Raw genomic sequence first — 25,446 nt, forward strand, 5'->3', positions numbered from 1 at the left:
TATGATGATCCAACAAGGTTTTATCCAGCCGTTTAACTTTTTGAGCCGATGCTTTCAGCAGGGTCAGAAAAACACTGACCGCCGCGGTCACGCGCTCATCCGTCGTCACATCGGCCAGGGCATCATTGTTTTGAAAGCGGTCGATGTCGCCCAGTTGTTCGACCGGCTGTAAATTAATTTTTTCAAACAACGCGGAATAAATCCCGCCTTCCCTGTGGGTTGTGGTAGTCACCGACGCCGGGGTTTGTGCTTGTATCGTCATGAACTTCTCCTGACTCAAGTGGATGAAAACAGGCTGATAATCAGTCTGCCTGCGAGGCCAGCGCCGCCAGTTCTGCCCGTAATTCGTCGCTCAGCAGGTCATCCTGGAGAATATGTTCCAACTCCCGGCGAAAAGTGGCATTGTCAAGCAGATTAGATTTCAGGTCGCGTAACAAATTACGCATCGCCAGCAATGCCCGCAGTGGGGGAATTTGGCGGGCGACGTGCTCCGGCTCAAAATCTTTTATTTGTCGGAAAGCCAGCGCAATATTCGTCTCACTCCCGTCGCCGGCCAGGGTATTTTCGACCGTCAGATTAACCGCCGGGCTAAATTCAGCCAGTACCCGGTCAAAATTGTTTTTGTTTATATCCACCTTTTCTCTTTCCGAGAGGGGACGCTGTTCTTGCCCGTTACTGTAATCGCCCATCACCAATAATTTCAGCGGTAACTCGACTTTTTTCTGCGCCCCGCCAGTGTGCAAATCTAATTTGATATTAATCCGCGCTTTGGGGATTTCGTTTTGAAAACTCTGTGTCACAAGCGGCTCCTCAATAATAAAAAAGAACTCTATAACCTGAGTCAGGCCATAATGAATTTCAGGAAGATAAAACCGGTTTCAGGTATTTCAGGACAGGCAGTTGACCGAGCAGAAAATAAGAGAACACCGACAAGACCCCCCCCATAAATAAAGATATTTATCGGACAGGCCATTTCCTAACCAGGGTGATTTTCTAAACTGTCTTTTAAAAAAGCAAGACATTTTTTTAAAAAAAGCACTTTTTGTTTAGCATTTATCAGAGAGAAAACTCGCCAAAGGGGATAAATAACAGACAATATATTAATAAAACCTAAACGAGATGATATTTTCTGCAAAAAAAGATAGTATTTATCTTCATAAAGTGATAGCGACTTATCTGTTTTGTTATCATTAGGGTCATTCAGCGCGACAGAGATCGGTTATATTTTTTTAAATTTATACTATTTTTCAATTAACTAAATAATAAATACATCGTGCCTGATGGGATAGGTAAAAAAGAGAATGGTTATCAGTCCTATTATGCGAATGAGAATACATTTAATTAAGCCACGTTATATCGATTATATTATGGGATAACTCACTTATTAATTATAGCTTTTATAGAATAGATAAGTATGGAAATGTAAAAGTCCTATCCTGTGAGATAAAACAGGGATATTTTTTTGATGATGGAGACGATGATTTATTTTCGGGTACACAATCATAATAACGCTCTCTGGTTTTCCTATCCGGAAATCATTTTGCTGTATTAAGCTCAATGCCCTGCTCCACTATTATTCCCGAACTGTATCAGCGTAATGCTCCGGTGAACTCACCTTGCGTTGTCAGATAACAACAAAAGGGATGTTAATTGAAGGGATTATCCGGCCGGGGAGCAGCTCATTCAACCGATTGTTCGGCCAGGCAGGTAACCGGGCAAGCACAGAAAACCATTTTTGCACCTGTCCGGCTGAATAACCGCAAAATTTAGCAGTTGTATTAACGCAAACTCGCTCTAACAATTACCGGTTATTTACATGAACGTCTACCAGATTCACAAGGCCAGCACCGTTACCCACATTGGGCCTTTACCTACTGGATAGCGCGCCAATTTAGTCAATTTACCGGTATATTTATCAATAGAAGAGACTGAAATATGGTCAGACTTTTGACCTGATGCAATCAGATATTTTCCGCGATGATCGATAGCAAAACCACGCGGCTGAGTTTCAGTTTTATAGTGACCAGCCAAAGTCAAATTAAAACCTTCTGGCGAAATAACAAAATGGCTGATCAAACTTGAAGTCCGTTCACTGGTATAAAGGTGACGACCATCCGGCGTAATATGAATATCCGCAGACCAACGAACACCCGCTAAATCTGCCGGCAATGAATCAATCGTCTGAACAGTCCGGTATTTTTCCCACTTGCGGTAAACATCCACCGTAGAATCCAGTTCATTAATACAATAAATCACCTGCTGATTTGGATGAAATGCCATATGACGAGGACCCGCATCCATTGCCGTAGTGATTTCCTCAGCACGTTTTTCTGTCAGATAACCCTCTTCTGCCATCTCAAAAATACGGATGCGATCTTCTTTCAGACAAGGAACCAATAGTTGTTTATTATCCCAGTCAATATTAGCCGAATGCGGTGCTTGCAAGCCTGCAATAACCTGAACAGGTTCACCCACAATACCCTGTTCGTCAATTAGACTGACACTCAGATTGTTATAACTATAAGAAGCAGAGAACAGAAAACGACCTTGTTTATCAGTAGAGATATGAGTCGGGCTACCCGGTATTGATGAAATCCCCTGTTGTGCCAGTTCCCCTCTAGAGCCAATCTGGTAAGTGACAATACTGAATTGTGGCCGGATGCCAACATAAAGATGTTTACCATCCGGGCTAACCACCATTGGTTGTACTTCCCCCGGTACATCAACTGTCTGGATGAGTGATAACTCACCTTCATTATTCAGGCTCCAAACATGAATCTGACAACTGTTTGGACTCGCCGTATAAACCACTTGTTTCATCTTCACTCCTTAATTATCCATTACCATTTTATTGAGCTATAGCGACGCTGTATTGGTTTTATCGGTTAAACTCACCGCATAATTGGTGTAGCTTTATTCAGCTCCAATGTAATATCTTTAGATTATATATAGTTATGAGGCTAATTTATGTCATATCGTATCATTGCACTGGATCTGGATGGTTCACTACTCGATCCTCAAAAGAATATCCTGCCAGAATCACTCATTGTACTAAATGAAGCACGTAAAGCGGGTATTAAGGTGCTAATTGCCACTGGCCGTCATCATGTCGCTATCCACCCCTTTTATCAGGCTTTGCGACTCGATACTCCTGTTATCTGCTGTAATGGTACTTATCTGTATGATTACCATGAAAAGAAAGTGTTAGCCTCAGATCCACTGTCAACTCAGGAAGCTATAAACGTTCTCACCCACTTAAAAAACACAGATATTCACCGTCTGATGTATGTGGATGATGCCATGTTATATGAAGAACCGTATGACACAGTTGTCCGTACCATGAAATGGTCTGAAACCCTACCTGAATCTCAACGCCCAACTATGCGACATGTTAATAGCTTTCAACATGCTCTTGACGAAGTACAGTCTATCTGGAAATTTGCAACCTGTTCTCCTGATTTAGTAAAACTGCGGGAAGTCACTGCACAAATCGCAAATGACACAGGGCTTTCGTGTGAATGGTCATGGTTCGATCAGGTGGATATTACCAAAAAAGGTAACAGTAAAGGTATGCGCTTGAAACAATGGGTTGAATCACAAGGAATGAGGATGAAAGATGTTATTGCCTTTGGTGATAACTTTAATGACCTGAGCATGCTGAAAGCCGCCGGACTCGGTGTCGCTATGGGTAACAGTGTGGATGCGATTAAAGAACAAGCCGATCTGGTAACACTGGATAATACTCAGCCAGGGATTGCCGAAGTTATTCGCAAGTATGTTCTTTAATCGCTTGTCTGACAAAATCACCGTCCGGGGACCCCCTCAATAAGCTCCCCGTTGTTATTTTTGGCAAAGATTACAGTTGCCGATAAAGAGAAACACTTTTTATCTGAGCATAAAGCCACTGCCCAGGCCGCAAATTAAGTTCATCTCTTGCCCACGGGGTGATGCTTGCCCATAAATAGTGACCACTCAGTGCCAATTTGACATCAACTTGTCCATTATCATCAAAAAATTCAACCACTTTCACAGCTAAAACATTACGGATACTACTGCCGCGAGGAGGTTCCAATACTAATGAAACATCTGAAGCATCTATTCTGATACGCAAATCAGTTCCCGGTTGAACATCAATTTTCGGCAACCATAAAGCCTGGTCAGCGAGCGCTACCGCTGTCATTTCATAACGATTATGATGTTCAACCATTGAAACATTCAGAATACTGCTAAGGGTATCTTTTTGTAACCAAAGACGTAATGCACTACTGGACCAAACCTCTTCCAATGTTCCTGTTGCCCTGACTTTTCCGCTATCCATGACGAGTACATTTTCTGCCAGACGCAGAATCTCATCCAGATTATGACTGACATACAAAATCGGGATGTTGACCTCTTCAGACAACCTTTCAAGATAAGGCAATAGTTCTCTTTTACGAGGGAGATCCAACGATGCCAACGGTTCATCCATTAACAGCAGATCAGGTGCCGTCAATAAAGCACGACCGATAGCAACCCGCTGCTTTTCACCGCCGGACAAGGTAAGAGGAAAACGAGATAGTAAATGCTCAATTCCTAGCAAACTAACAATGCTATCAAATTCCGGCTTCATCTCTGGAGACATTCCGTATTGAAGATTACCTTTTACTCGATAATGAGGAAAAAGCCGGGCATCCTGAAAAACATAGCCTATACGACGCTGCTCTGGTGGCAAGCAGGTACCCTTTGCAATATCGACCAGCACATGATCATTAAGGACAATCCGCCCATTCCGTGGGCGTATCAAACCGGCAATAACATTTATCAGTGACGTTTTCCCGGCACCTGAAAGGCCAAAGACAGCCGTAATCCCCTCAGTGGATAGCTGTGTATTGACCTGTAAATGAAGATCACCAAGTTGTTGCTCAAAATCCAGCTCTAACATGTTGCTCCCAGACGTCTCCTTCCCCAACGGGTTAACCATTCAGAAATCATCAGTGATATCAACGCCAGAATAATAGCAATGACACACAAACGAGCCGCAGCCATTTCTGCTCCGGGTGTTTCAATCAAGGTATACATTGCCAAAGGGATTGTCCGCGTTTCGCCTGGAATATTGGATACAAAAGTGATAGTTGCGCCAAATTCACCCAATGAACGGGCAAATGCCAAAACAGTGCCCACAATAACCCCAGGCAAAGAGAGCGGCAATGTGATAGTAAAAAATACCTTAAACGGATTCGCACCCAAAGTACGAGCAGCCTGTTCCAGCCGCCGATCGACACCTTCCAGCGCCAGACGTATCGCTCTGACCATCAATGGAAAAGCAACAATAGCCGAAGCCAATGCAGCACCACGCCAACTGAATGTAAAGCTGATCCCAAACCAGTCATATAACCATTCACCGATAAATCCTCGACGCCCCATGCTGATCAACAGCAAATAACCCACTACCACGGGTGGTAACACCAGTGGCAGATGGATAATACTGTCGAGTAATGATTTACCAGGAAACTGGAAACGAGCAAGAATCCACGCCATCAAAATCCCAAATGGCAGACTAAGTAATACCGCCATACCTGAAACTTCCAGACTCAGGATAATGGCTTGCCATTCGTATTCACTCAACATGACCAAAAAATCTATTCCTAAAGTGGGTGAAAACCGTAACGTTTAAAAATTGCAACGGCTTCAGGGGTTTTCAAATACCCATAAAAATCGAGAACAGTGGGATTACTATGGTCTTTGATTATCGCCATTGGGTATTCAATAGGTTTGTGACTCTCTTCTGGGAAAATCCCCACCACTTTGACTTTATCACTCGCAACGACATCTGAACCATAAACAATACCCAACGGAACTTCCGCACGTTCCACCAGCGCCAGACCACTGCGCACATTACTGGTCCGCGCTAGCAGGGGATTAACCTTCTCCCATGCTCCCAAATATTGCAGAGACTCTTTAGCGTAAATACCCACTGGAACATGATCTGGATCACCAACAGCAAGACGACCGCCCTCTAATAAGGATTTCCATTTGGTTTCTTTATTAATATCAACTTTATTGAGTCTACTCGCTTTCGGTGCAATCAGAACCAGTTGATTTCCCAACATAGTCAACCGAGTTTCATCAATAATCAGTTTCTTCCCGGCAACATAATCCATCCACTGTTGATCAGCAGAAATAAAAATATCTGCCGGCGCACCTTGCTCAATTTGGCGAGCCAAAGTGGAAGATGAAGCATAAGAAGCCACCACTTCACCTTTTTGCTCTCGCTTATACAGCGCCGCAATATCATCAAGTGCATTAGTCAACGAGGCAGCAGCGAATAACGTGACTTTTTCCGTAGCCCACACTTGCCACGTCAAAGCAAAAGAAACGACAACGCCAACTAGCAGTTTGCCAAAACTCTTTTTCATTTGTTTTCCACCTGTTTCTTACCCATCAGTTCGTTGTGTATAACAAGATATAACGTCAATTGGAAGAGTATTCCAATATTAATCGGCAAATTGCGAGCAACTTTTACTATCTAATTTAATTCGAAGTAAAATACTGTAATAGAAAAACCAAATGAATAAAATTGAACTGATTATGATTAATTAAGACAAATTACCCGGTTAATCACCGGGTAATCAGAATAGCATCTGGTGTAAAAAATATTAGTTTTACTTTTCAGAACGACCAATACGGGAAACGATATTAAACAGTTCCCCAAGACCATAAATTAAACCTAAAATTCCGACCATCACTACCGGTACCATGACCAGGGCGAAAGCCATACTTTTAATCAACTCAAACATGGTAGCCTCACACAATGGCTCATTAAATGAGCCAGCAACATAACACATTTTTAACCATAGCGGGTAATACCGCTATAATTAGTACCATTCTAGACAAAGACAGACAACTGTAACCGGCTAAACGTGCGTTTTTCGGGTTAGCCTATAAAAATTTACGATTATATTTACTAAAAAAAACTATCATGCAAGCCGAAATTCTACTAACACTGAAATTACAACAACGGTTATTCGCAGATCCACGGCGAATATTATTACTAAAACAGATTAAAGCAACGGGTTCTATCAGTCAGGGAGCAAAACGGGCTGGCATCAGTTATAAAAGTGCTTGGGACGCAATTAACGAAATGAATCAGTTGGCAGATGAAATACTGGTAGACCGTGCTACAGGTGGTAAAGGAGGCGGCGGGACAAATCTTACCCATTATGGCGAACGTCTATTGCAACTTTACGATCTACTGACACAAATTCAGCAAAAAGCCTTTGATGTGCTAAAAGATGACCAACTTCCCCTCGATAGCCTGTTAGCGGCAATTTCCCGTTTTTCTCTGCAAACCAGCGCCCGTAACCAATTCTTTGGCACAATTACTGACCGTGACCATAATCAGGTGCAGCAACATATCCGCATCTTGCTGGCAGATGGTCAAACATCACTGAATGCGGCATTAACAGAACAAAGCGCCAACCGTCTCAGTTTGGTAACAGGTAAGGAGGTATTGGCACTCATTAAAGCGCCTTGGGTGAAACTCACTAAAGAGCAGTTCTCTATCGGTCATTTCGACAATGCCCTGACAGGGCTGATCAGTAAAATTGAAACGGGCGAAGAGAACACAGAAATTATTATTGTTCTTGATGGCGGTGAAATCCTCTGTTCTACTCTGCCCAATCAAGAAGCAAATAACCTGAAACTCCATTCTGGAGATAAAATCACTGCACTTTTTAATGCTGACCAAGTCATTATTGCAACTCTATGTTAAGAATTGACCCTATTATCACTGAGCAATTCGGAATATCCAGGAATATTATGGTGTTACATACCTAACACATCCCCTAGTGTCCGATATTAAATGTTAATTAAAAGTTAATATTGACATTCTGCGGTATTCCGCTTATTTGTGGGAAGAGATTTGCGTTACTTAAAAAGGAATAAAAGATGTCTGAATTGCAAATAACGCAAGGCTGCTTCCGTTTAAGTGATACTCGTACCTTGCAGTTATCATCACTAAAAATAGCCTCCGGCGAAAATTGGGCTTTTATTGGTGCTAATGGTAGCGGAAAATCATCATTGGCCCGTGCGCTTTCCAATGAATTAGTCCTACTTTCCGGTGAACGAAATTGCTCATTTCGCAAGTGCGCCCGCGTCTCTCAAGAACAATTACAAAAACTGACAGAAGAAGAATGGCAACGCAATAATACTGATATGCTCAGTGATGATGAAGATGATACCGGTCACACTGCGGCAGAAATTATCCAGATTTATCATAAAGATAATGAACTTTGCCTAGCGCTGGCAAAACAGTTCGGTATTATGGATTTACTTTCCCGTCGCTTTAAATATCTTTCTACCGGTGAAACCCACAAGACATTACTTTGCCAGGCACTGATGGCTTCACCTGATTTGCTGATTCTTGATGAACCTTTTAATGGCCTTGATCCATTCGCTCGTGGTCAACTCACTGAATTACTGGAAAAATTGTCATCAAAAGGAATCGTTTTGGTACTTATCCTTAACCGGTTCAGTGAAATCCCAGATTTTGTTGATCAGATTGGCGTACTCGCGGATTGCCAGCTAACCTCTGTTGGCATCAAAGAAAAAGTGATGGCAGATTCACTGGTGGCTCAACTGGCACACAGTGAAAAACTGAACGGTATTCATTTACCTGAAACAGATGAACTTCCTGTCGATAATCAGCTACCGCCCGATCAACCGCTGATTATCCTACGTAACGGTATCGTTCAGTATAATGATCAGCCAATTTTGCATGGACTAGATTGGCAAGTGAATTCAGGTGAACATTGGCAGATTATTGGCCCAAATGGTGCCGGAAAATCAACGCTTTTGAGTCTGATTACCGGAGATCATCCTCAAGGCTACAGTAATGAGCTGATCCTTTTTGGCCGCCAACGCGGTAGTGGCGAAACTATTTGGGACATCAAACGCCATATTGGTTATATCAGCAACAGTATTCATCTGGAATATCGTGTCAATATCAGCGTTCGTAATGTGATTCTATCCGGTTTCTTCGATTCAATTGGTCTTTATCAGACAGTATCAGATCGCCAGCAGCAACTTGCTGATGAATGGCTAGCTTTACTGGGATTATCGGCTCAGATTGCCAACGGCCCGTTTCACAGCCTTTCATGGGGACAACAACGACTTGTTCTGATAGCTCGCGCACTGGTTAAACATCCAGCTTTATTAATCCTTGATGAACCTCTGCAAGGGCTTGATCCCCTCAACCGCCAGTTAATATTACGTTTTATTGATATCATGATTGCTGACGGTGATACTCAGCTACTGTTTGTTTCTCATCATCAGGAAGATGCACCGCAATGCATTACTCACCGGCTGATATTTATTCCTGATAATGATCTATACTGCTACAAAACGGAGAAAGTTTCTGATTGATTTCTGATAGTTCCCCGTTATGCGGGGATCTACTCATGAGTCTAGCCAATTTTCATCGACATTATTATCACAGCCATTTCTATCAGCACCTTAATGAGGCGGTCAATCCTTAACCAAATAATCTGAATTAAGGAACGATTATTACCAGCAGGAGAACTTCTCCGACCAGTGAAAAAAGCATCGCAATTTAATTATCATACATTATTATTTTTTGCTCACTAAATAACATCCATCATCGATTTTTGGTCTGCTTTTCAGATCATTTTTTAATTTGTTAAAAATAAAGGGAAATATATGATTTGGGGTTTACTTGCTACATCACTAGCGCTATTAGCTATACACCGCACTACTGCACTTATTGTTCTACTGGCTGCGGTTATTACCGGGTTCGTCACGCAAGTTATGATTTATCCAGCAATGGCCACTATTGCGATTATTTTTTTGTTAGGTGCACTACGTCTCTATTTTCAGCAAAATAACGTTATTAAAATAACCACTGAGCTGCTATTGCTCGCTTTTGGTATCGCGTTATTCCTGCATCTGATCCCAGGTTTTCATAACCTGAAATATCTCGATAAAGTTCAGGTAGGACCTCATAGCGCCCCATTCTCAATGTATTTCAACTTTGATAAAGCACTCATTCCTTTCCTGCTGTTATGTTGCATGCCTGGCCTGTTTACAACAAAGCCTCTGACCAAAATTCGGCCTTATGCATGGATAATCTTAGCTATTGCTATTCCGGTATTGTTAAGCATAGCAACAGCTCTCGGCGGGCTCGCAGTTGAACTGCATATGCCACAATGGTTACCGATGTTTATACTGGCAAATATTTTCTTCGTTTCTCTGGCAGAAGAAGCGCTATTCCGTGGCTATATCCAACAGAGGTTAAGTCAGTGGATTAACCCCTATTTTGCCCTGATCATCACTGCCTTGATTTTTGGTGGTGCACACTTCGTCGGCGGCCCATTACTGATGATTTTTGCTACGCTTGCAGGATTAATATATGGGCTGGCATGGATGTGGAGTGGCCGTCTTTGGGTTGCTGTTGGGTTCCATTTCGTGCTCAATTTGGTTCATTTGCTGTTCTTTACTTACCCAATCAAGTTGGTAACCGTACTATAACGTGTCAAACTTGCACGGTATCTATTTCAGCAATCTGCAAAAAATTCAGATCTTCAAACAAATAAAGTTTGGAACAAGACTATATACCCTATGGATTTCAAGATGGATCGCGACGGCAAGGGAGCGAATCCCCGGGAGCATAGCTAACTATGTGACCGGGGTGAGTGAGTGCAGCCAACAAAGAGGCAACTTGAAAGATAACGGGTATAGATTGCGGTTCTGGTGCATAGGGCAATATAATGCGCTCAGTTATCATTAAGTTTGATTTTTAAGGAGTTTAAGCTATGGCTGTCACTAAACTGGTTCTGGTAAGACATGGCGAAAGCGAGTGGAACAAAGAAAACCGTTTCACTGGCTGGACTGACGTCGCGTTATCTGAAAAAGGTCGCGCCGAAGCTCAACAAGCAGGGCAACTGTTGAAAGAAGAAGGTTTTGTTTTTGATTTTGCCTACACCTCCGTCCTAAAACGCGCTATCCATACGCTGTGGAACATTCTGGATCAAGTTGATCAACAGTGGTTACCTGTTGAAAAAAGTTGGAAACTGAATGAACGTCATTATGGTGCTCTGCAAGGTCTGGACAAATCAGAAACCGCAGCTAAATACGGTGATGATCAAGTTAAACTGTGGCGCCGTGGTTTTGCTATCACCCCACCAGATTTAACTAAAGATGATGAACGTTTCCCAGGCCATGATCCACGTTATGCAAATCTGAAACCAGAAGAGTTACCCGTGACTGAAAGCCTGGCAACGACTATTGAACGCGTGATCCCTTATTGGGAAGACGTTATCAAACCGCGTGTTGCTCAAGGTGAGAAAGTAATTATCGCGGCGCATGGTAATTCTTTGCGTGCTTTAGTTAAATATCTGGATAATAGGAGCGAAGAAGCCATTCTTGAGCTGAATATCCCAACAGCGGTACCTCTGGTTTATGAATTCGACGAAAACATGAAACCAATCAAACATTACTATCTGGGTAACGCTGATGAAATTGCAGCAAAAGCCGCCGCTGTAGCAAACCAAGGTAAGGCGAAATAATTCATTGCCTATAAAAAATTGCTGACACTCTATTTTCCAGCAAACATAAAAAACCGGAGTTGTCGATTCCGGTTTTTTTACATTGGAAAAATGTTATCAGCCACGACGCGCTTTTATTGCCGACGACAATTGACGTAACAAAATTTCAGTGTCAGCCCAACCAATGCAAGCATCAGTAATACTTTTACCATATACCAATGGCAGACCGCTATCCGGATTCTGATTTCCTTCTTCCAAATGACTTTCTACCATCACCCCAATAATCGCTTTCTCCCCAGCAATAATCTGCTGACTCACATCTGAACACACATCCATCTGCTTTTTAAATTGCTTAGAACTATTGGCATGACTGAAATCAATCATAATTCTTGTCGGCAAACCAGCTTTTTCCAAGCCTTGCTTCACGGCAGCGACATGTTCAGAACTGTAATTCGGCTCTTTACCACCACGCAAGATAATATGACAATCGTTGTTTCCGCTGGTATTGACAATCGCGGAATGTCCCCATTTAGTGACAGAAAGGAAACTGTGAGGGGAACCCGCTGCATTAATCGCATCAATGGCAACTTTTATCGCACCATCGGTGCCATTTTTAAAACCAACCGGACAGGAGAGGCCAGAAGCCAACTCACGATGGACCTGAGATTCCGTTGTACGAGCGCCAATTGCTCCCCAACTCATCAAATCGGCTAAATACTGTGGAGAAATCATATCCAGATATTCACCCGCAGCCGGTAGCCCCATGTCATTAATATCCCGTAACAACTGACGAGCTAAACGCAAACCATCATTAATATCAAAACTATGATTCATATGAGGATCATTAATTAATCCTTTCCAGCCAATAGTTGTACGCGGTTTTTCAAAATAAACTCGCATGACAACTTCCAGATCCTCTTTCAGCTCCTCACGCAATTCATTCAGCCGCCCTGCATATTCCATCGCTGCTTTAGGATCATGAATAGAACATGGCCCAATCACAACCAACAAACGATCATCTTCACCCGTCAGAATTTGATGAATCGTTTTGCGCGCCTTACGTACTGTAAATGCAGCCTTTTCAGTTGCTGGAAATTTTTCAAGTAGTGCCACAGGAGGTAATAATTCTTTTATCTCTTTAATTCTTATATCATCATTCTGATAATTCATAGCCCTCTCTCATCTAACATCTTTGTATATTTAATTAAAACAATCTTGTGATTTTAATCTAACTGTTATAAGCCAAACTGTAAATATTCTTTGTAGAGAATAAATAAATCAATGCTTAACTTAAGACATAGCAAGATATAGTCAAATGGGGTCAGTTCTATTCTTATAGTTGAAATATCTTTAGAAATGAGAATTATCAAAGTAAATACCTAAAAATATGCCAGAAATCAACAAAACAATTCTCTGGCATAGTTAGGAAACTATTTCACACGAGATAATGGCAAAGAACGGTTCTCCTTAGCTGCCTGAATCCACAAACGGGAGCCATTAAATGCAATGCCCAAGAGAATCACATACTGCAACGACATTGCCAGAACGCCTTGATGGAAATAGATAACAACGCTTATCACATTGATAACCATCCATACCAGCCAATTTTCAACATATTTGCGGGTCATCAGAATCATTGCCACAATAGATAGCACCGTCATTGTCGAATCCCAGAATGGGAATGCATCAGGTTCCAATATCGGCATCTGAACATTAAAGCCAAATTTTTGCATAATCATCACGGCAATCTGAGTCAGATAACCAAAGACCCGATCAATATTAAAAGTCATAATGGCAATCAATAGCACAGAAACTAGACTAATCATTACCGCCTTATTCAAACTTAGCCAACGTATTTTAAGTTCAATCTGCTGCTGATCATTAACCCTGCTCCAGGCATACCAACCATAAATATTTGCCACAAAGAAGAATAATTGCAGCAATAGACTGGCATAAAGTTGAATTTGGAAGAAAATCACAGCAAATAATGTGACATTAATTAGTCCAAACAAATAATTAATTATCTTCTCCTGACTGGCAAACCAAATACATAACAAACCCGCGATCGTACCTACCGCTTCAATCCACGATAAATCATATCCTCCCTTTCCCAGAGGTATATTGACTAATATATTGTTAATACTGAAAAAATCCATCTGTTATATCCTATTATTATCGACAACAAAATATTACTCTCATTATTCAATTATCTATTTTAACTGAGTTGCAAAATCAAGCATCCTATTTAAAGGAATAAGTGCCTTTTCCCGCAATTCTTTTTCAACCAATATTTCATGCTGAACCCCTCCTCGTTCCAATCCCTGAACGATGGCTTGTAAACCATTCATTGCCATCCACGGGCAATGAGCACAACTACGGCAACTTGCGCCTTCTCCAGCCGTAGGGGCTTCAAATAACTGCTTCTCAGGACATGCTTGCTGCATTTTATAAAAGATGCCCTTATCTGTTGCCACAATCAGTTTCTGATGCGGCAAAGATTGCGCTGCTTTGATTAATTGACTGGTTGAACCAACAGCATCAGCCAGATCAATCACGGCTTGCGGTGATTCAGGATGAACTAATACCGCAGCATCGGGATGCAGACCTTTCATCCTTGTCAAAGCCTGAGTTTTAAATTCATCATGGACAATACAAGCCCCTTGCCAACAAAGAATATCAGCACCTGTTTGCTTGCGGACATAATTCCCCAAGTGGCGATCGGGTGCCCAAATTATCTTCTTCCCCTGACTATCCAGATAATCGATCAATTCAACAGCAATACTTGAAGTCACAACCCAATCCGCTCGTGCTTTAACTGCTGCTGATGTATTTGCATAAACCACCACGGTACGATCAGGATTGTCATCACAAAATTGAGTGAATTCTCTTTCAGGGCAACCCAGATCTAGCGAACACTCAGCTTCCAACGTTGGCATTAAAACACGCTTTTCAGGATTGAGAATTTTGGCGGTTTCTCCCATAAATCGCACACCGGCAACTAATAAAGTAGAAGCTGGATGATGATTACCAAAACGCGCCATTTCCAATGAATCTGCGACACATCCGCCTGTCTCTTCAGCTAAAGCCTGGATCTCTGGATCAGTGTAATAATGCGCGACCATAACGGCATCCTGCTGTTTCAGAAGGCGTTTAATTTTTTCACAGCAATGTTTTTTTTCATCCTTACTGAGAAAAGCAGGTTTGGGTGGGAAGGGGTAAATGGTTGAATTAAAATCAATATACTGGTTCATTGTTCTGACTCTCTGTTTAGTATATGGTTTTAAAAAACAAAAATTTTGGTTTTTAGTCCGAAAATTTGCGCACACTTGTTTAATATACTAAACAAAATAACCAATTTGTAGCAGTTTATCGCGGAATATTCTGTCTGTTTTGACATCCTCCCCTATGCTCCCGGAGATTCGCTCCCTTGCCGTCGCAATGCATCTTGAAATCCATAAGGTATATAAGGTTCATTATGTTGAACATAACCATTATTTACGGATTTATATGGGGCATCTGCGGCAAAAATTGGAAACCGACCCAACCAGACCAAAACATTTATTGACTGAAACCGGCATTGGTTATCGATTTATGCCTTAATGCCTGAGGCTAACCACGAACAACATTTCAAATAAAAACATTGCTCGTACCTCAGGCAATTAGCATCCTTCTTTAAGAAGAATTCAGATTAGGCAATCACAGGATACAATTACTCGCCTGACACAGATTCTCAGATAAATAATGCGCGACAGACTCTTCACAGCAAGAACCAATAATATCGGCATCAGGAAGAGCTTGTTTCACCCTATTATGCGCCGTTCCCATTATGACCCCTTTAGCGACGGTTGAAAGCATTTCAACATCATTCATACCATCACCAAATGCAATCGTTTTATCAATTGGGATACCAAGAAACCCGGCGAGCTGAATTAAAGCTTGCCCCTTTGAAACACCACTACCCATTACCTCCAGACACCAAGGGAATGAAAAAGCGACACTGACATAATCAGAAAATAGCTCAATTAAATGATGTTCTAATTTAACCAATGCATCATGATCTCTACTCTTATGAATGAAAAAAACTTTTTCAACCACATCACAAGGCATTTCATCAACATGCTTGAATATTGGATTAAAGTTATCATTCTGACTAAAATCGCTAAAATTATGCTTTGCTTCACTGGTTAACCATTGAGAACCACAATACATATTGATCACTAAATCATTATCCGCCCGCGTTTCTTCAATCACTCTTTTTACTACGTGACTTGGCAAATGTTGTCTCATGTCCAGACTTTTACAAGCACTGGTTAATCTGGCGCCATTCGAAGTAATCAAATGCACAGGAATATCAAAATCACCAATAATCGAATTCACATCAGCATGATGTCTGCCCGTTGCAAATACGATCTGCTTTCCCATACTTGATAAATCAGTGAGCACCTTGCGGGTAAACTTACCAATTGTATCTCCTTGAAGTAAAAGCGTTCCATCAAGATCTGTGGCAATGAGATTATACATAGAGCGTTCCAGTGTTAAGGGCAGATCACCTAAGCTTTATTAAGTAATTCGAGCGATGCCTGCTTGGTAAATGTCATCCGTTCTTCCAGACTATGATTATCCTTTTCATAATAAATTGTTGCCTCTGAATCAATCTGAGGTCTTAGTGTTATTTTTTCCAATATTGGCATCGTGTCAAGGAATAATTGTCTGGCATAGCTAATAGCCCGTGTATAAGTATCAATGACCTCTTCAAATTCAGGATAAATAGCAAACGAGATCTGATTTGCAATTGGCCCGGCATCAATCCCTTCGTTGATTTCATGGATCGTCACACCATGAAACTGTTCCCCATTTTTCAAAGCCCAATTAACCGGTCTTACGCCTCGATATTTAGGCAAATAAGACAGGTGGATATTTAATATTTTCTTACACGAATTAATGAATTTTAAAGGCAATATCCGCTTATGAAATACGACAAAACATAAATCGCAAGTGAAATCACCACTTTCATAGCCTGGTAGATTTTCAACCTTATTATCTTCAATAACAGAAATATTATTTTGATAACAGAAATCGATTAACGTCTGATCAGTACTTACAGGTTCGAATTTATCTGCCACCACGTGCGATATTTTATAGCCTTTATGATTTAAGAAATATTGACAAATGAATATTGCCAATTCTCCTTTACCACAAATTACCACTGTTTTGGGATTATTCATTCGCAAACCTCTTTAACTTCTTTGATCGCTTTCATATCATTAATGTTTATTTGCCACTGCATAATCGTACGTAATGCATTTATTAAAATTTCATTATCGCTTTGCGTTCGGCAAGAAATACGTAAATAGAGATCAGAGTCTGAATTTCCTTTACCAGAACACTCTTTTATATACAGACCATGAATATCTAAAAGTAACCGTGAGATAGTCTTTGCATCGGAAATATGCAATTTACAGTAAACAAAATTAGAGTCTGTCTCAAATGCGGTAATACCTTCTATTGAGTTTAATTCTTGCTGTAATTTTAACGTATCACTAATCACTTTTTCACAGCTTAATTTGTAACTCCCTCTATATTGAGGTAATCTCAATAAAAACTCTTCAGCGAAACCATTAATATTCCAAATTGGTAACACGGCTCTTATTTTACCAAGTAATTCCTGATTTGCAGCAGCAATATACCCTATACGAATACCACCAATCCCGAAGGTTTTACTCATGCTTCGAATAACAGATAAGTTTTTATAGTTATCTAAATGCTTTAACATTGTGTCATCACGCATTTTAGAGAAATCTAAGAAAGATTCATCAATAATTAAGTCGATATTTAATGCCAACAATTCGCCAGCCAAATATAACAGACTATCAATAGGGGTCAATTTACCTGTCGGATTATTAGGTGATTCAATAATAACAACACTTGGCTGTTCTTCCTTTACCAAAGTTAATACTTCATCAACATCTATCTCAAAATGCCGATGCTCTTTGGTATAACTATATATCGTTCTTGCGTTTCCAAAGCAATTAGCATATTCATTAAATGAAGGTACAGTGACTAATACTTTTCCTGTATAAACATCAGGCAGCCGTTTAATTATCTCAGCAGCACCATTTGAAATACATAATTGCGTTCTTTCTATCCCGATAAATTCAGATAAAGCGTGCTCGATTAAACGATTCCCGCCAGGATAATTTAAAAATATTTCATCAAAATTATTCTTTATTTCATCTTTCAATTTTTTAGGTGGAAAGTTGAAATTGTAAATTAAGCCAAAGTCAATAATAGGATAACGCCAGTAACCACCATGCCTGTTTTGAACAAGATCTAGTTTATTATTACTTGAAATGAAGTCACAAATAGCAAGATCATAAGTATTATCTACCTCATACCATTGAGAATTATCTACAATACTTACTTTAAATTCAGCCACATTATTCAGTAAAGACTGTTTAAATATATCCTCATAATATAACCCAGTCGAGCCACCATTAACGTAACTTTCCAGCTCTTTAGTAACATATTCAGCAAAATTAGCAGTACAAATATTATAAATATTTACCGTCTTATATTGACCGTCTTCAACCTGATAGTTGTTATCTTTTGTGGAATTTAGCGCAACGATATTATCATTATCGACTTTTGCATAAGTTCCTTCCATATTTTGGCTAAGAGGAGAAACAAGTACATTAAGATCTCCCGCTTTTAACATGACAATTTCCAAACATTTCTTAGTAAAGAAGATATCTCCTTCAAGAATCAGGGTATCCTGCTTAATCCAATTTCTGGCGAGATATAAAGAATAGATATTATTCGTCGATTCCCACTTATCGCTATTAACAAATTCAATATGCAAGTTATATGCGTTTTGTTTAATATGAGCCATTAAAATATCGCTCTTATAACCCACCACAATAATCACTTTTTTAATACCGACCGATTCGATATTCCTCAGTGCATTATCGATAAATGATATCTGATTTGTTTCTACCAAAGGTTTTGGTTTATTTGATGTTCTAGTTGATAATCTACTGCCTCTTCCAGCACAGAGAAGTATTACGGTTTTTATATTCATAGTCTTAATAATTTATTTTAAATGGATGTTAAAAGGTTATTTTTATTGTTAAATAGGAATTAACCTAAAATATAGTTCTTTAATAATATAAAATTAATATTGAATTAAATATCAATTAAATACGATGTCATATATAACATGCTGATATACCCAAACCCCGTCAATTCTTCCATGAAAACTTGCCTCTCCACCATTTTCACCACCCGTCTTTACACCAGATCCCAGACCGAATGCATGAAAATTATTAAGTACTTCATCTGACGTCGATATAGGACTTAATTTTTCATTAGTTAGCAAACCATATCTATCACTTTTAAATTCAATAGGAACATTATTTTCATTAACTATTTCAACAAGTTTAGAATGATAACCAGTACAATGAATAAGTAAATCATCACAATTAATGAGCTTAATAACTTCATCATCAGAAATTTCTGAAATATTCAAGATGGAAATATTTTTATATTTTCTTTCTTTAAGTTCTTGTGCAAAAGCAAAAGAATCATATCTTAAACCTGAATATCTATTCACTCGGTTACTTAAAGGACAAATATCTTCCTGTGTGAAATCATAGCCGTAAGATTCTGCACTTGAAGGTGAATCGAAAAACAACTTGAAATCTTTATTTACGAAGACATTTATTTTTCCTGCAAATTCTAATTGCTCAATAAGCCTAATCAAACAAGAAACAGAACTGTGTGACGAACCCAATATGGATATACTTTTTACACTACCTTTATTAATGACGTCATCATAGAAACCTTTAATGAAATCACCTGATGTAATATTATTGCTATTATGTAATAACCTGGATTTGTTTGGACTTCCGCCTATATTAAACAGTACTTTTCGCGCTGATACAATATAATCTTCATTATTTTTATGATAAGTTATATCATAGTCACCCTCTTCATTCTGCTTAATCTTTTTTACTTCCGCACTAGTCAAAACATCAAACCGATCACCATATTTGTTTTCCTGAATAAAGCGTGCAATTCTCTCCAAATATTGGCCGACAAACCTCAATTCAACTGGCTTATCTTTATTGGCACTAAAATGTTCCCACTCTGATGCTGATCTTATATATTGACTAAGTTCATCATCACAACCGTCAAATTTCTCTAAAAATACACTACCTAAAGAGTTCGCGGTAATTTTATATTTCTTTAATGCGCCAGAACCAACCATCTCTGTTTTTTCTAAAATCAGACAATTTTTTATGGCTTCATCTTTTAATAAATCTGGGATTAATGAAATATTTGCAGGCCCTGCACCACACATTACCACATCATAAAATTGCTTATTCATTGACAAACCCTAACATTTTTAACGAAATTTGTATTTCAATAATATTTCCGGCAAACTCATGACGAGTCTGCTTATAACCAAGAGGTTGCCCATCCAAACCTGCCTTAATAACATCAATATGATTAATTGTTTTCTCCTCATTGCGGGAATAAACCAACAACTCCTTCTCATAATCAAATGCCAGACAAGGAATACAACTTAATTTTAGTGTTTTGGCTAATTCAAGTCTATGATGACCATCAATAACGATATTCGTTGCTTCATCAATCCAGATTGGTTGAGTCCAAAAACCTTCAAGTTTAACTTTTTCTATTAACTGCTCAACACGAACAGGACAATATAATTCGGTTGGTCTAAGATTTGAGACTTCTTCTAATATTAATTTCATGTTTATCCCTTAGTTTAAACATCCGACAGAAAATTACCAACATTAATACACTTAATATCGCTAATAATTGAAATAACACTCCACCATCAAAGAATTGGATAACAGAACCACCAACCAATGGAGATATAGAAAAACCAATACTATAAAGTGACGCTGCACCAAAATACGCACCACGTAAATCATTTGGTGCCAAACGATCAATAAAAACATTCACACATGGAAACAAAATAGTTTGACTGATACTCATGGTAAACGCGGCTATATACCACAATAAATAAACATCATAATACTTGAATGAGATAAAGAACATTAATTCAGATAAAATGAGTAATACAGCCCCTATATTTATTTTCGTTTCTAACTCCATGTTTTGCGTTAACATGGAAAACGGTAACTGCATAACGACAATGGTTATCGCATGCAACATAATAAGCGAAGCAATAAACTCAGCATACCCATTAAACCCTAATGAAGTAATTAATTGTGGCAAAGTTGAATCGAAATGGCCAAAAATAAACATCATGAGAATATTATTTATGACCAACATTAAAAATACCCGATCATTCAATAAAATCTTTATCGTTCCTTTAAAGTCATCATTATTTATTAAGTTTATTTTTATTTTCTTACTAAATAAATAAACAGGGATCATAAAAATGACATAGGATATCGAAACAATCAGAAAAGAGATAGAATTAATATCCAGACTTAATTTTATTCCTAAATAAGGCCCGACTACCGCACCCGCATTAAGAAATAAATACCTTAAGTACATGGCATTTTCTCTTACCTGTTTTTCCTCGATAATATCACCGATAACTGCTTTTATTGGATTATTCACAAGCGCCCAGGAAATATTCGCTAATAAAGTGCCAATAATAAAACCAAACTGATGCTCAGATAACCATAATATTAAATATGCCAATGAAGATATAAGACATCCAATGACAATTATCTTAGCCCGGCCGACTTTATCAGAGAAGTAACCTGCATAAAAACTTAATATTGATGAAATCGCAATGGATAAAGAGAGAACTAATCCAATCATCGATGCAGTAAAATGGAATTTTGTATATAGTATGATGGAAATAAAAGGCCATACCATCATTGATGTTGATCTTGTTACAAAAGTCCCAAGAAATAGACCCCATATACATGCCGGTATGGATGTATAACTATTAAGAGAAAAATTTTTCATTGTTATTTTCTTATATTATTTATATTGGTATCTTTTAAACCAGGTATTTAAAATACTTATGAGAGTACATAAAATCCACTTGCCTCTACAAAAGTAAAATGTAGAAGCAAGAACTAGGATGATCTGTACGATAAAGTAAATTCAATGATATATAATGTATTGTTAATATATTATCAAAACAGATGTTAATTGCAAACAAAATATGACATTTTTGTTGCATGTTAAGCGTAGATCAAATGCTCATGATGTTAGTGATCAACATAATGACATAAGTGCTTTACACTTTAACAGGTAAAAACACAGGTAAAAAGGGCCCTTAATCTTAGATAAAAATCTTTTTGTTCAATCTTTATCTATTCAAATAATCATCAATCAACTGAAAAACTCAGCTTAATTTAATCCCAAAATAAACTGTAATATTATATACCCTTCATCTTTCAAACTGCTGCTTTGTTGGCTGCTTTCACTCACCCCAGTCACATAGTTATCTATGCTCCTAGGGATTCGTTCACTTGCCGCCGCGCTGCAACTCGAAATCTATTAGGTATATTCAAAGTGAAATATATAAATAAAATTGTATTTTCGTTTAATAGCTAAACTCTGGTCAAGATAATCATTATTCATAGAGTTATATGAAGCCATCTGAGATAAAAACTGAAAACTATTTCACGGGTCCAAAATATTCACTAACTAAAACTGGGATTAGTAATGAGTTTATTCTTTAATTTCCTTAATGAAAGCAATGGTATATTCAAACAGAGAGAACTGCCTTATCATCTCAACTCATTTGATACTTTTGATACTAACAATAGGATTTATTCGCGATGGGTGCCTGGCTTATCTATGCCTTATTATCAGCGTTTACTGCCGCTTTGGTCGCTATCTTCGGGAAAATCGGTTTACAAAGTCTTGATGCCAATACAGCAACAGCAATACGCGCAGTCATTATGGCGTTGTTTCTTGTCGGTGTCGTTGTCGTACAGGGAAAATTAAATCTGGTTAGTGAAATACTGACAAACCGCAAAGCGTTGCTTTTTATCATTTTAAGTGGTGTGGCGGGGGCATTGTCATGGTTGTTTTACTTTCTGGCAATGAGAAACGGTAATGTTTCTCAGGTTGCCCCAATTGATAAACTCAGTGTCGTGTTTGCCGTCATTCTAGCCGTTATCTTATTTGGTGAAAAGATATCACTTATGGCCGTAGCTGGTGTTGCATTGATTACTGCCGGTGCATTAATGGTTGCTCTGGGATGAAAATAAAAAATCCGCAAAAGCCGTTATCGCCATTGCGGATTCTTCTTAATCGACCAAAAAGATCAACCAGCGGCAAAAACCTGGTTAACAATATCCAGTGCTTCCTGCTCAATTTTCTCCCGGTGCTCAGGGCCAAGGAGACTTTCACAATAAATTTTGTAGGCTTCTTCTGTCCCAGATGGGCGGGCAGCAAACCAGCCATTTTCTGTTATCACTTTTAAGCCGCCTATTGACGCTCCGTTACCAGAAGCTTTTGTCAACCGGGCTATGATTGGATCGCCTGCAAGCCTCTCTGCTTTCACCATTTCTGGTGACAACTTGGCTAATAATGCTTTCTGCTGATAAGTTGCCGGCGCCTGAATACGGCTGTAACTTGGTGTCCCGAAGCGGGCGGCCAACTTATTGTAATGCTGCTGCGGATTTTCCCCTGTCACTGCGGTCATTTCTGCCGCCAGCAAACACAAGATAATCCCATCTTTATCTGTAGACCACGGCGTACCATCAAAACGCAGGAAAGAAGCCCCCGCACTCTCCTCTCCACCAAAGCCCAACTCACCTTTGTGTAGTCCATCAACAAACCACTTAAAACCCACGGGTACTTCCACCAATTCACGACCAAGATCGGCAACGACCCGATCAATCATGGCACTGGACACCAAGGTCTTGCCTACCGCAACACTTTCTGACCATTGCGGACGATGGCGGAATAGGTAATTTATCGCGGTTGCCAGATAGTGGTTCGGATTCATCAAACCGGCAGGAGTGACAATACCGTGGCGGTCATAATCAGGATCGTTTGCAAAAGCCAAATCAAACTTATCGCGCATGGCTAACAAACCCGCCATTGCCCAAGGGGACGAGCAATCCATGCGAATGACGCCATCATGATCCAAGTGCATAAAACGGAATGTCTGATCAACTTGATCATTAACCAACGTCAGATCCAAATTGTAGCGCTCACCGATACGCTGCCAGAACGCAATACCAGAACCACCCAAAGGATCAATACCGATTTTTAGCCCAGCCTGCTGGATAGCAGCCATATCAACCACATCACCCAACGCACTAACATACGGCTCAACTAAATCCTGCTGATGCAAATATTCGCTGTTCAATACCTGAACAAATGGCAAACGTTTAACACCTTTCAGACCTTCTGCGAGCAACTCATTGGCACGACGTTCTACAATTGCTGTCAAATCCGTATCTGCGGGGCCACCATCAGGCGGATTATATTTAATCCCCCCATCTTCAGGTGGATTATGGGAAGGAGTAATAACAATCCCGTCAGCCAATGCTTTCCCCAAGCGGTTATAACAAAGGATGGCATGAGAAATCGCAGGTGTTGGCGTAAATCCATTATTTTCCTGCACAATCACATTTACGTTGTTAGCCGTCAAGACTTCCAATACGGAAATAAATGCCGCTTCTGATAAAGCATGGGTATCTTTACCCACATAACAAGGGCCATTGATTCCCCGCTGCTTGCGAACTTCTGCAACAGCCTGAGTAATTGCCAGAATGTGCGCTTCATTAAAACTGTGACGCTGAGAACTGCCACGATGACCGGATGTACCAAATTTAACCTTATGCTCTGAGTTTTCCGGCTGAGGATGTAAGGTGTAATACTGTGATGTAAGTTGCGCTACATTTATCAGATCACTTTGGCGGGCAATCTGTCCCGCACGCGGATGATTTACCACTTTAAATCTCCCCTGGACAAAAGCTGCACTGTACTTTGTCGTCAGCACAGCCTTAATCAGTTAAATTGTGCCACACACCTTGTCGATAAAATTGGCTGAGAATTTCATATCCTGCATAATTTGCTCAACCATATTACGCTTACGGTCAGTATTGGTGTTAGTAATTACCCAAAAAGGTGTGCCCGGAATGTGGCGAGGTTTAGTTTGTTTACCACTGGCGAGCAATGTCTGTTGATCACCAGCAAAATAAACACGGGTGCGGCCGTGCATAGCATCAGTCGTCTGGGAAAAACTTTCACTATTCAAGCTGTATAACGTAGATAAGATCAACATAAAACGCTCAACAGATTTTTTCTTGTCAGAATAGTCATCTGAAAGTAACAATTCACGTATCACACGGACAGAATCACGCGGGCGGGCTACTGGCGCTTTCTCCACAGCACTGAGAGGCTGTACATTTTGTACTGGCTGCTCGGCGTTAAATTTTAGCATTCGCCGTAAAATATCAGATGCACTTTCACCAATATGTTGTGTATGGCTGGCAATATAGCGGTAAAGGTCTTCATCAACTTCTATCGTTTTCATTTCTATCCAGTACTGTTCTAAATAAAAAATTTTGACAGATTATAAAGTATAAAAAGAGAAAACAAAACAATTAAAATTTCAATAACTTAAAAGTATTTAACCATGAAAAACAGCATAATAACATATCCGCTTTTCATCTAAAATAAATCAATTAGTTACATAAATATTGTGAATATAAATCTCATTGTCAAATGTCATATCGATCTTTTAATACCATCTATTTAGGCGTTGATAATCACATAATAATTTATTCTGATATTACACCCCAATAATGATAAAACTTGGTTGCAATATTGCCGATAATAAACTCAATCAAGGGAGATTAAGCAGCAAATGGGAAGTATTTAAATATATACCCGTTATCTTTCAAGCTGCCTCTTTGTTGGCTGCACT

The 25,446-nt window shown here is 39.5% G+C and carries 23 protein-coding genes and 2 pseudogenes; 7 read left to right on the plus strand and 18 right to left on the minus strand.

Translation table 11 applies throughout. The features are described from left to right. The 3 genes and pseudogenes from KZ793_RS21765 to pgl form a co-directional block, all read right to left on the minus strand. Nucleotides 1–262: pseudogene (locus tag KZ793_RS21765) on the minus strand (type VI secretion system contractile sheath large subunit); the annotation flags it as partial. Nucleotides 263–302: 40 nt separating this feature from the next. Continuing rightward, the gene (gene tssB / locus KZ793_RS21770) at nt 303–800 is read right to left on the minus strand and encodes a type VI secretion system contractile sheath small subunit (protein ID WP_225817184.1); all 498 of its coding nucleotides are present in this window, start codon (nt 798–800) and stop codon (nt 303–305) included. A gap of 1,033 nt (nt 801–1,833) precedes the next feature. Next, entirely contained in the window at nt 1,834–2,820 is a 987-nt protein-coding gene (gene pgl / locus KZ793_RS21775; protein ID WP_225817185.1) for a 6-phosphogluconolactonase, read from the minus strand. 147 nt (nt 2,821–2,967) lie between these two features. Between pgl and KZ793_RS21780 the strand changes: the two genes are divergently transcribed. Beyond that, nucleotides 2,968–3,786 carry a pyridoxal phosphatase gene (locus tag KZ793_RS21780; RefSeq protein ID WP_225817186.1) on the plus strand — a complete coding sequence of 273 codons (819 nt, stop codon included), beginning with the start codon at nt 2,968–2,970 and terminating at the stop codon, nt 3,784–3,786. Between the two features lie 70 nt (nt 3,787–3,856). Here KZ793_RS21780 and modC read toward each other — a convergent pair whose 3' ends face one another. The 4 genes from modC to KZ793_RS21800 form a co-directional block, all read right to left on the minus strand. After that, nucleotides 3,857–4,921 carry a molybdenum ABC transporter ATP-binding protein ModC gene (gene modC / locus KZ793_RS21785; protein WP_225817187.1) on the minus strand — a complete coding sequence of 355 codons (1,065 nt, stop codon included), beginning with the start codon at nt 4,919–4,921 and terminating at the stop codon, nt 3,857–3,859. Next, nucleotides 4,915–5,607, minus strand: a complete 693-nt coding sequence (modB, locus tag KZ793_RS21790; RefSeq protein WP_225817188.1) for a molybdate ABC transporter permease subunit — start codon at nt 5,605–5,607, stop codon at nt 4,915–4,917. The genes modC and modB overlap by 7 nt, the downstream gene beginning before the upstream one ends. Before the next feature lie 17 nt (nt 5,608–5,624). After that, the gene (gene modA / locus KZ793_RS21795; protein WP_225817189.1) at nt 5,625–6,395 is read right to left on the minus strand and encodes a molybdate ABC transporter substrate-binding protein; all 771 of its coding nucleotides are present in this window, start codon (nt 6,393–6,395) and stop codon (nt 5,625–5,627) included. Nucleotides 6,396–6,641: 246 nt separating this feature from the next. Next, entirely contained in the window at nt 6,642–6,776 is a 135-nt protein-coding gene (locus KZ793_RS21800; RefSeq protein WP_074525014.1) for an AcrZ family multidrug efflux pump-associated protein, read from the minus strand. Nucleotides 6,777–6,958: 182 nt separating this feature from the next. Here KZ793_RS21800 and modE point away from each other — a divergent pair, with 182 nt between their 5' ends. The 4 genes from modE (at nt 6,959) to gpmA (ending at nt 11,561) form a co-directional block, all read left to right on the plus strand. Further along, the gene (gene modE / locus KZ793_RS21805; protein ID WP_225817190.1) at nt 6,959–7,750 is read left to right on the plus strand and encodes a molybdenum-dependent transcriptional regulator; all 792 of its coding nucleotides are present in this window, start codon (nt 6,959–6,961) and stop codon (nt 7,748–7,750) included. Nucleotides 7,751–7,926: 176 nt separating this feature from the next. Continuing rightward, on the plus strand, nt 7,927–9,402 hold the full coding sequence (gene modF, locus KZ793_RS21810) for a molybdate ABC transporter ATP-binding protein ModF (protein WP_225817191.1): 1,476 nt from the start codon (nt 7,927–7,929) through the stop codon (nt 9,400–9,402). Between the two features lie 297 nt (nt 9,403–9,699). Beyond that, nucleotides 9,700–10,524 (plus strand): CPBP family intramembrane glutamic endopeptidase, encoded by an 825-nt coding sequence (locus KZ793_RS21815; RefSeq protein ID WP_225817236.1) that lies wholly within the window; start codon nt 9,700–9,702, stop codon nt 10,522–10,524. A gap of 284 nt (nt 10,525–10,808) precedes the next feature. Continuing rightward, nucleotides 10,809–11,561 (plus strand): 2,3-diphosphoglycerate-dependent phosphoglycerate mutase, encoded by a 753-nt coding sequence (gene gpmA / locus KZ793_RS21820; protein WP_118985384.1) that lies wholly within the window; start codon nt 10,809–10,811, stop codon nt 11,559–11,561. 96 nt (nt 11,562–11,657) lie between these two features. Here the strand turns inward: gpmA and aroG are convergent, their stop codons facing one another. The 3 genes from aroG to nadA form a co-directional block, all read right to left on the minus strand. Continuing rightward, complete coding sequence (gene aroG / locus KZ793_RS21825; protein ID WP_225817192.1) at nt 11,658–12,710, minus strand: 3-deoxy-7-phosphoheptulonate synthase AroG; 1,053 nt, start codon at nt 12,708–12,710, stop codon at nt 11,658–11,660. A 260-nt stretch (nt 12,711–12,970) separates the two neighbouring features. Continuing rightward, entirely contained in the window at nt 12,971–13,696 is a 726-nt protein-coding gene (gene pnuC / locus KZ793_RS21830) for a nicotinamide riboside transporter PnuC (RefSeq protein ID WP_225817193.1), read from the minus strand. Between the two features lie 54 nt (nt 13,697–13,750). After that, nucleotides 13,751–14,791, minus strand: coding sequence for a quinolinate synthase NadA (gene nadA, locus KZ793_RS21835; protein ID WP_225817194.1), 1,041 nt, complete (start codon nt 14,789–14,791; stop codon nt 13,751–13,753). A gap of 214 nt (nt 14,792–15,005) precedes the next feature. On the opposite strand from nadA, the pseudogene KZ793_RS21840 reads away from it, so the two are divergent. Further along, nucleotides 15,006–15,140: pseudogene (locus tag KZ793_RS21840) on the plus strand (winged helix-turn-helix domain-containing protein); the annotation flags it as partial. 96 nt (nt 15,141–15,236) lie between these two features. Here KZ793_RS21840 and KZ793_RS21845 read toward each other — a convergent pair. From KZ793_RS21845 to KZ793_RS21870, 6 genes are all read right to left on the minus strand, one after another. Beyond that, nucleotides 15,237–16,061: a Cof-type HAD-IIB family hydrolase gene (locus KZ793_RS21845; protein ID WP_225817195.1), complete on the minus strand. Its 825-nt coding sequence runs from the start codon at nt 16,059–16,061 to the stop codon at nt 15,237–15,239. Between the two features lie 29 nt (nt 16,062–16,090). Beyond that, entirely contained in the window at nt 16,091–16,765 is a 675-nt protein-coding gene (locus KZ793_RS21850) for a formyltransferase family protein (RefSeq protein WP_225817196.1), read from the minus strand. After that, entirely contained in the window at nt 16,762–18,618 is a 1,857-nt protein-coding gene (locus KZ793_RS21855) for an aminotransferase class I/II-fold pyridoxal phosphate-dependent enzyme (RefSeq protein ID WP_225817197.1), read from the minus strand. The genes KZ793_RS21850 and KZ793_RS21855 overlap by 4 nt, the downstream gene beginning before the upstream one ends. A gap of 111 nt (nt 18,619–18,729) precedes the next feature. Beyond that, nucleotides 18,730–19,926, minus strand: a complete 1,197-nt coding sequence (locus KZ793_RS21860) for a hypothetical protein (protein ID WP_225817198.1) — start codon at nt 19,924–19,926, stop codon at nt 18,730–18,732. Continuing rightward, on the minus strand, nt 19,919–20,314 hold the full coding sequence (locus KZ793_RS21865) for a ParB N-terminal domain-containing protein (RefSeq protein ID WP_225817199.1): 396 nt from the start codon (nt 20,312–20,314) through the stop codon (nt 19,919–19,921). The genes KZ793_RS21860 and KZ793_RS21865 overlap by 8 nt, the downstream gene beginning before the upstream one ends. Continuing rightward, nucleotides 20,280–21,512 (minus strand): MFS transporter, encoded by a 1,233-nt coding sequence (locus KZ793_RS21870; RefSeq protein ID WP_225817200.1) that lies wholly within the window; start codon nt 21,510–21,512, stop codon nt 20,280–20,282. Before KZ793_RS21870 ends, KZ793_RS21865 begins: the two co-directional genes overlap by 35 nt. 824 nt (nt 21,513–22,336) lie before the next feature. Between KZ793_RS21870 and KZ793_RS21875 the strand changes: the two genes are divergently transcribed. Further along, nucleotides 22,337–22,765 carry an EamA family transporter gene (locus tag KZ793_RS21875; RefSeq protein ID WP_225817201.1) on the plus strand — a complete coding sequence of 143 codons (429 nt, stop codon included), beginning with the start codon at nt 22,337–22,339 and terminating at the stop codon, nt 22,763–22,765. Nucleotides 22,766–22,827: 62 nt separating this feature from the next. Here the strand turns inward: KZ793_RS21875 and pgm are convergent, their stop codons facing one another. Beyond that, nucleotides 22,828–24,468, minus strand: coding sequence for a phosphoglucomutase (alpha-D-glucose-1,6-bisphosphate-dependent) (gene pgm, locus KZ793_RS21880; RefSeq protein ID WP_225817202.1), 1,641 nt, complete (start codon nt 24,466–24,468; stop codon nt 22,828–22,830). A gap of 60 nt (nt 24,469–24,528) precedes the next feature. After that, complete coding sequence (seqA, locus tag KZ793_RS21885) at nt 24,529–25,053, minus strand: replication initiation negative regulator SeqA (RefSeq protein WP_225817203.1); 525 nt, start codon at nt 25,051–25,053, stop codon at nt 24,529–24,531. Nucleotides 25,054–25,446: the final 393 nt, after the last annotated feature.

Origin of the sequence: Photorhabdus antumapuensis (assembly GCF_020387775.1) — a bacterium.
In the GTDB taxonomy this organism is placed as follows: domain Bacteria; phylum Pseudomonadota; class Gammaproteobacteria; order Enterobacterales; family Enterobacteriaceae; genus Photorhabdus; species Photorhabdus antumapuensis.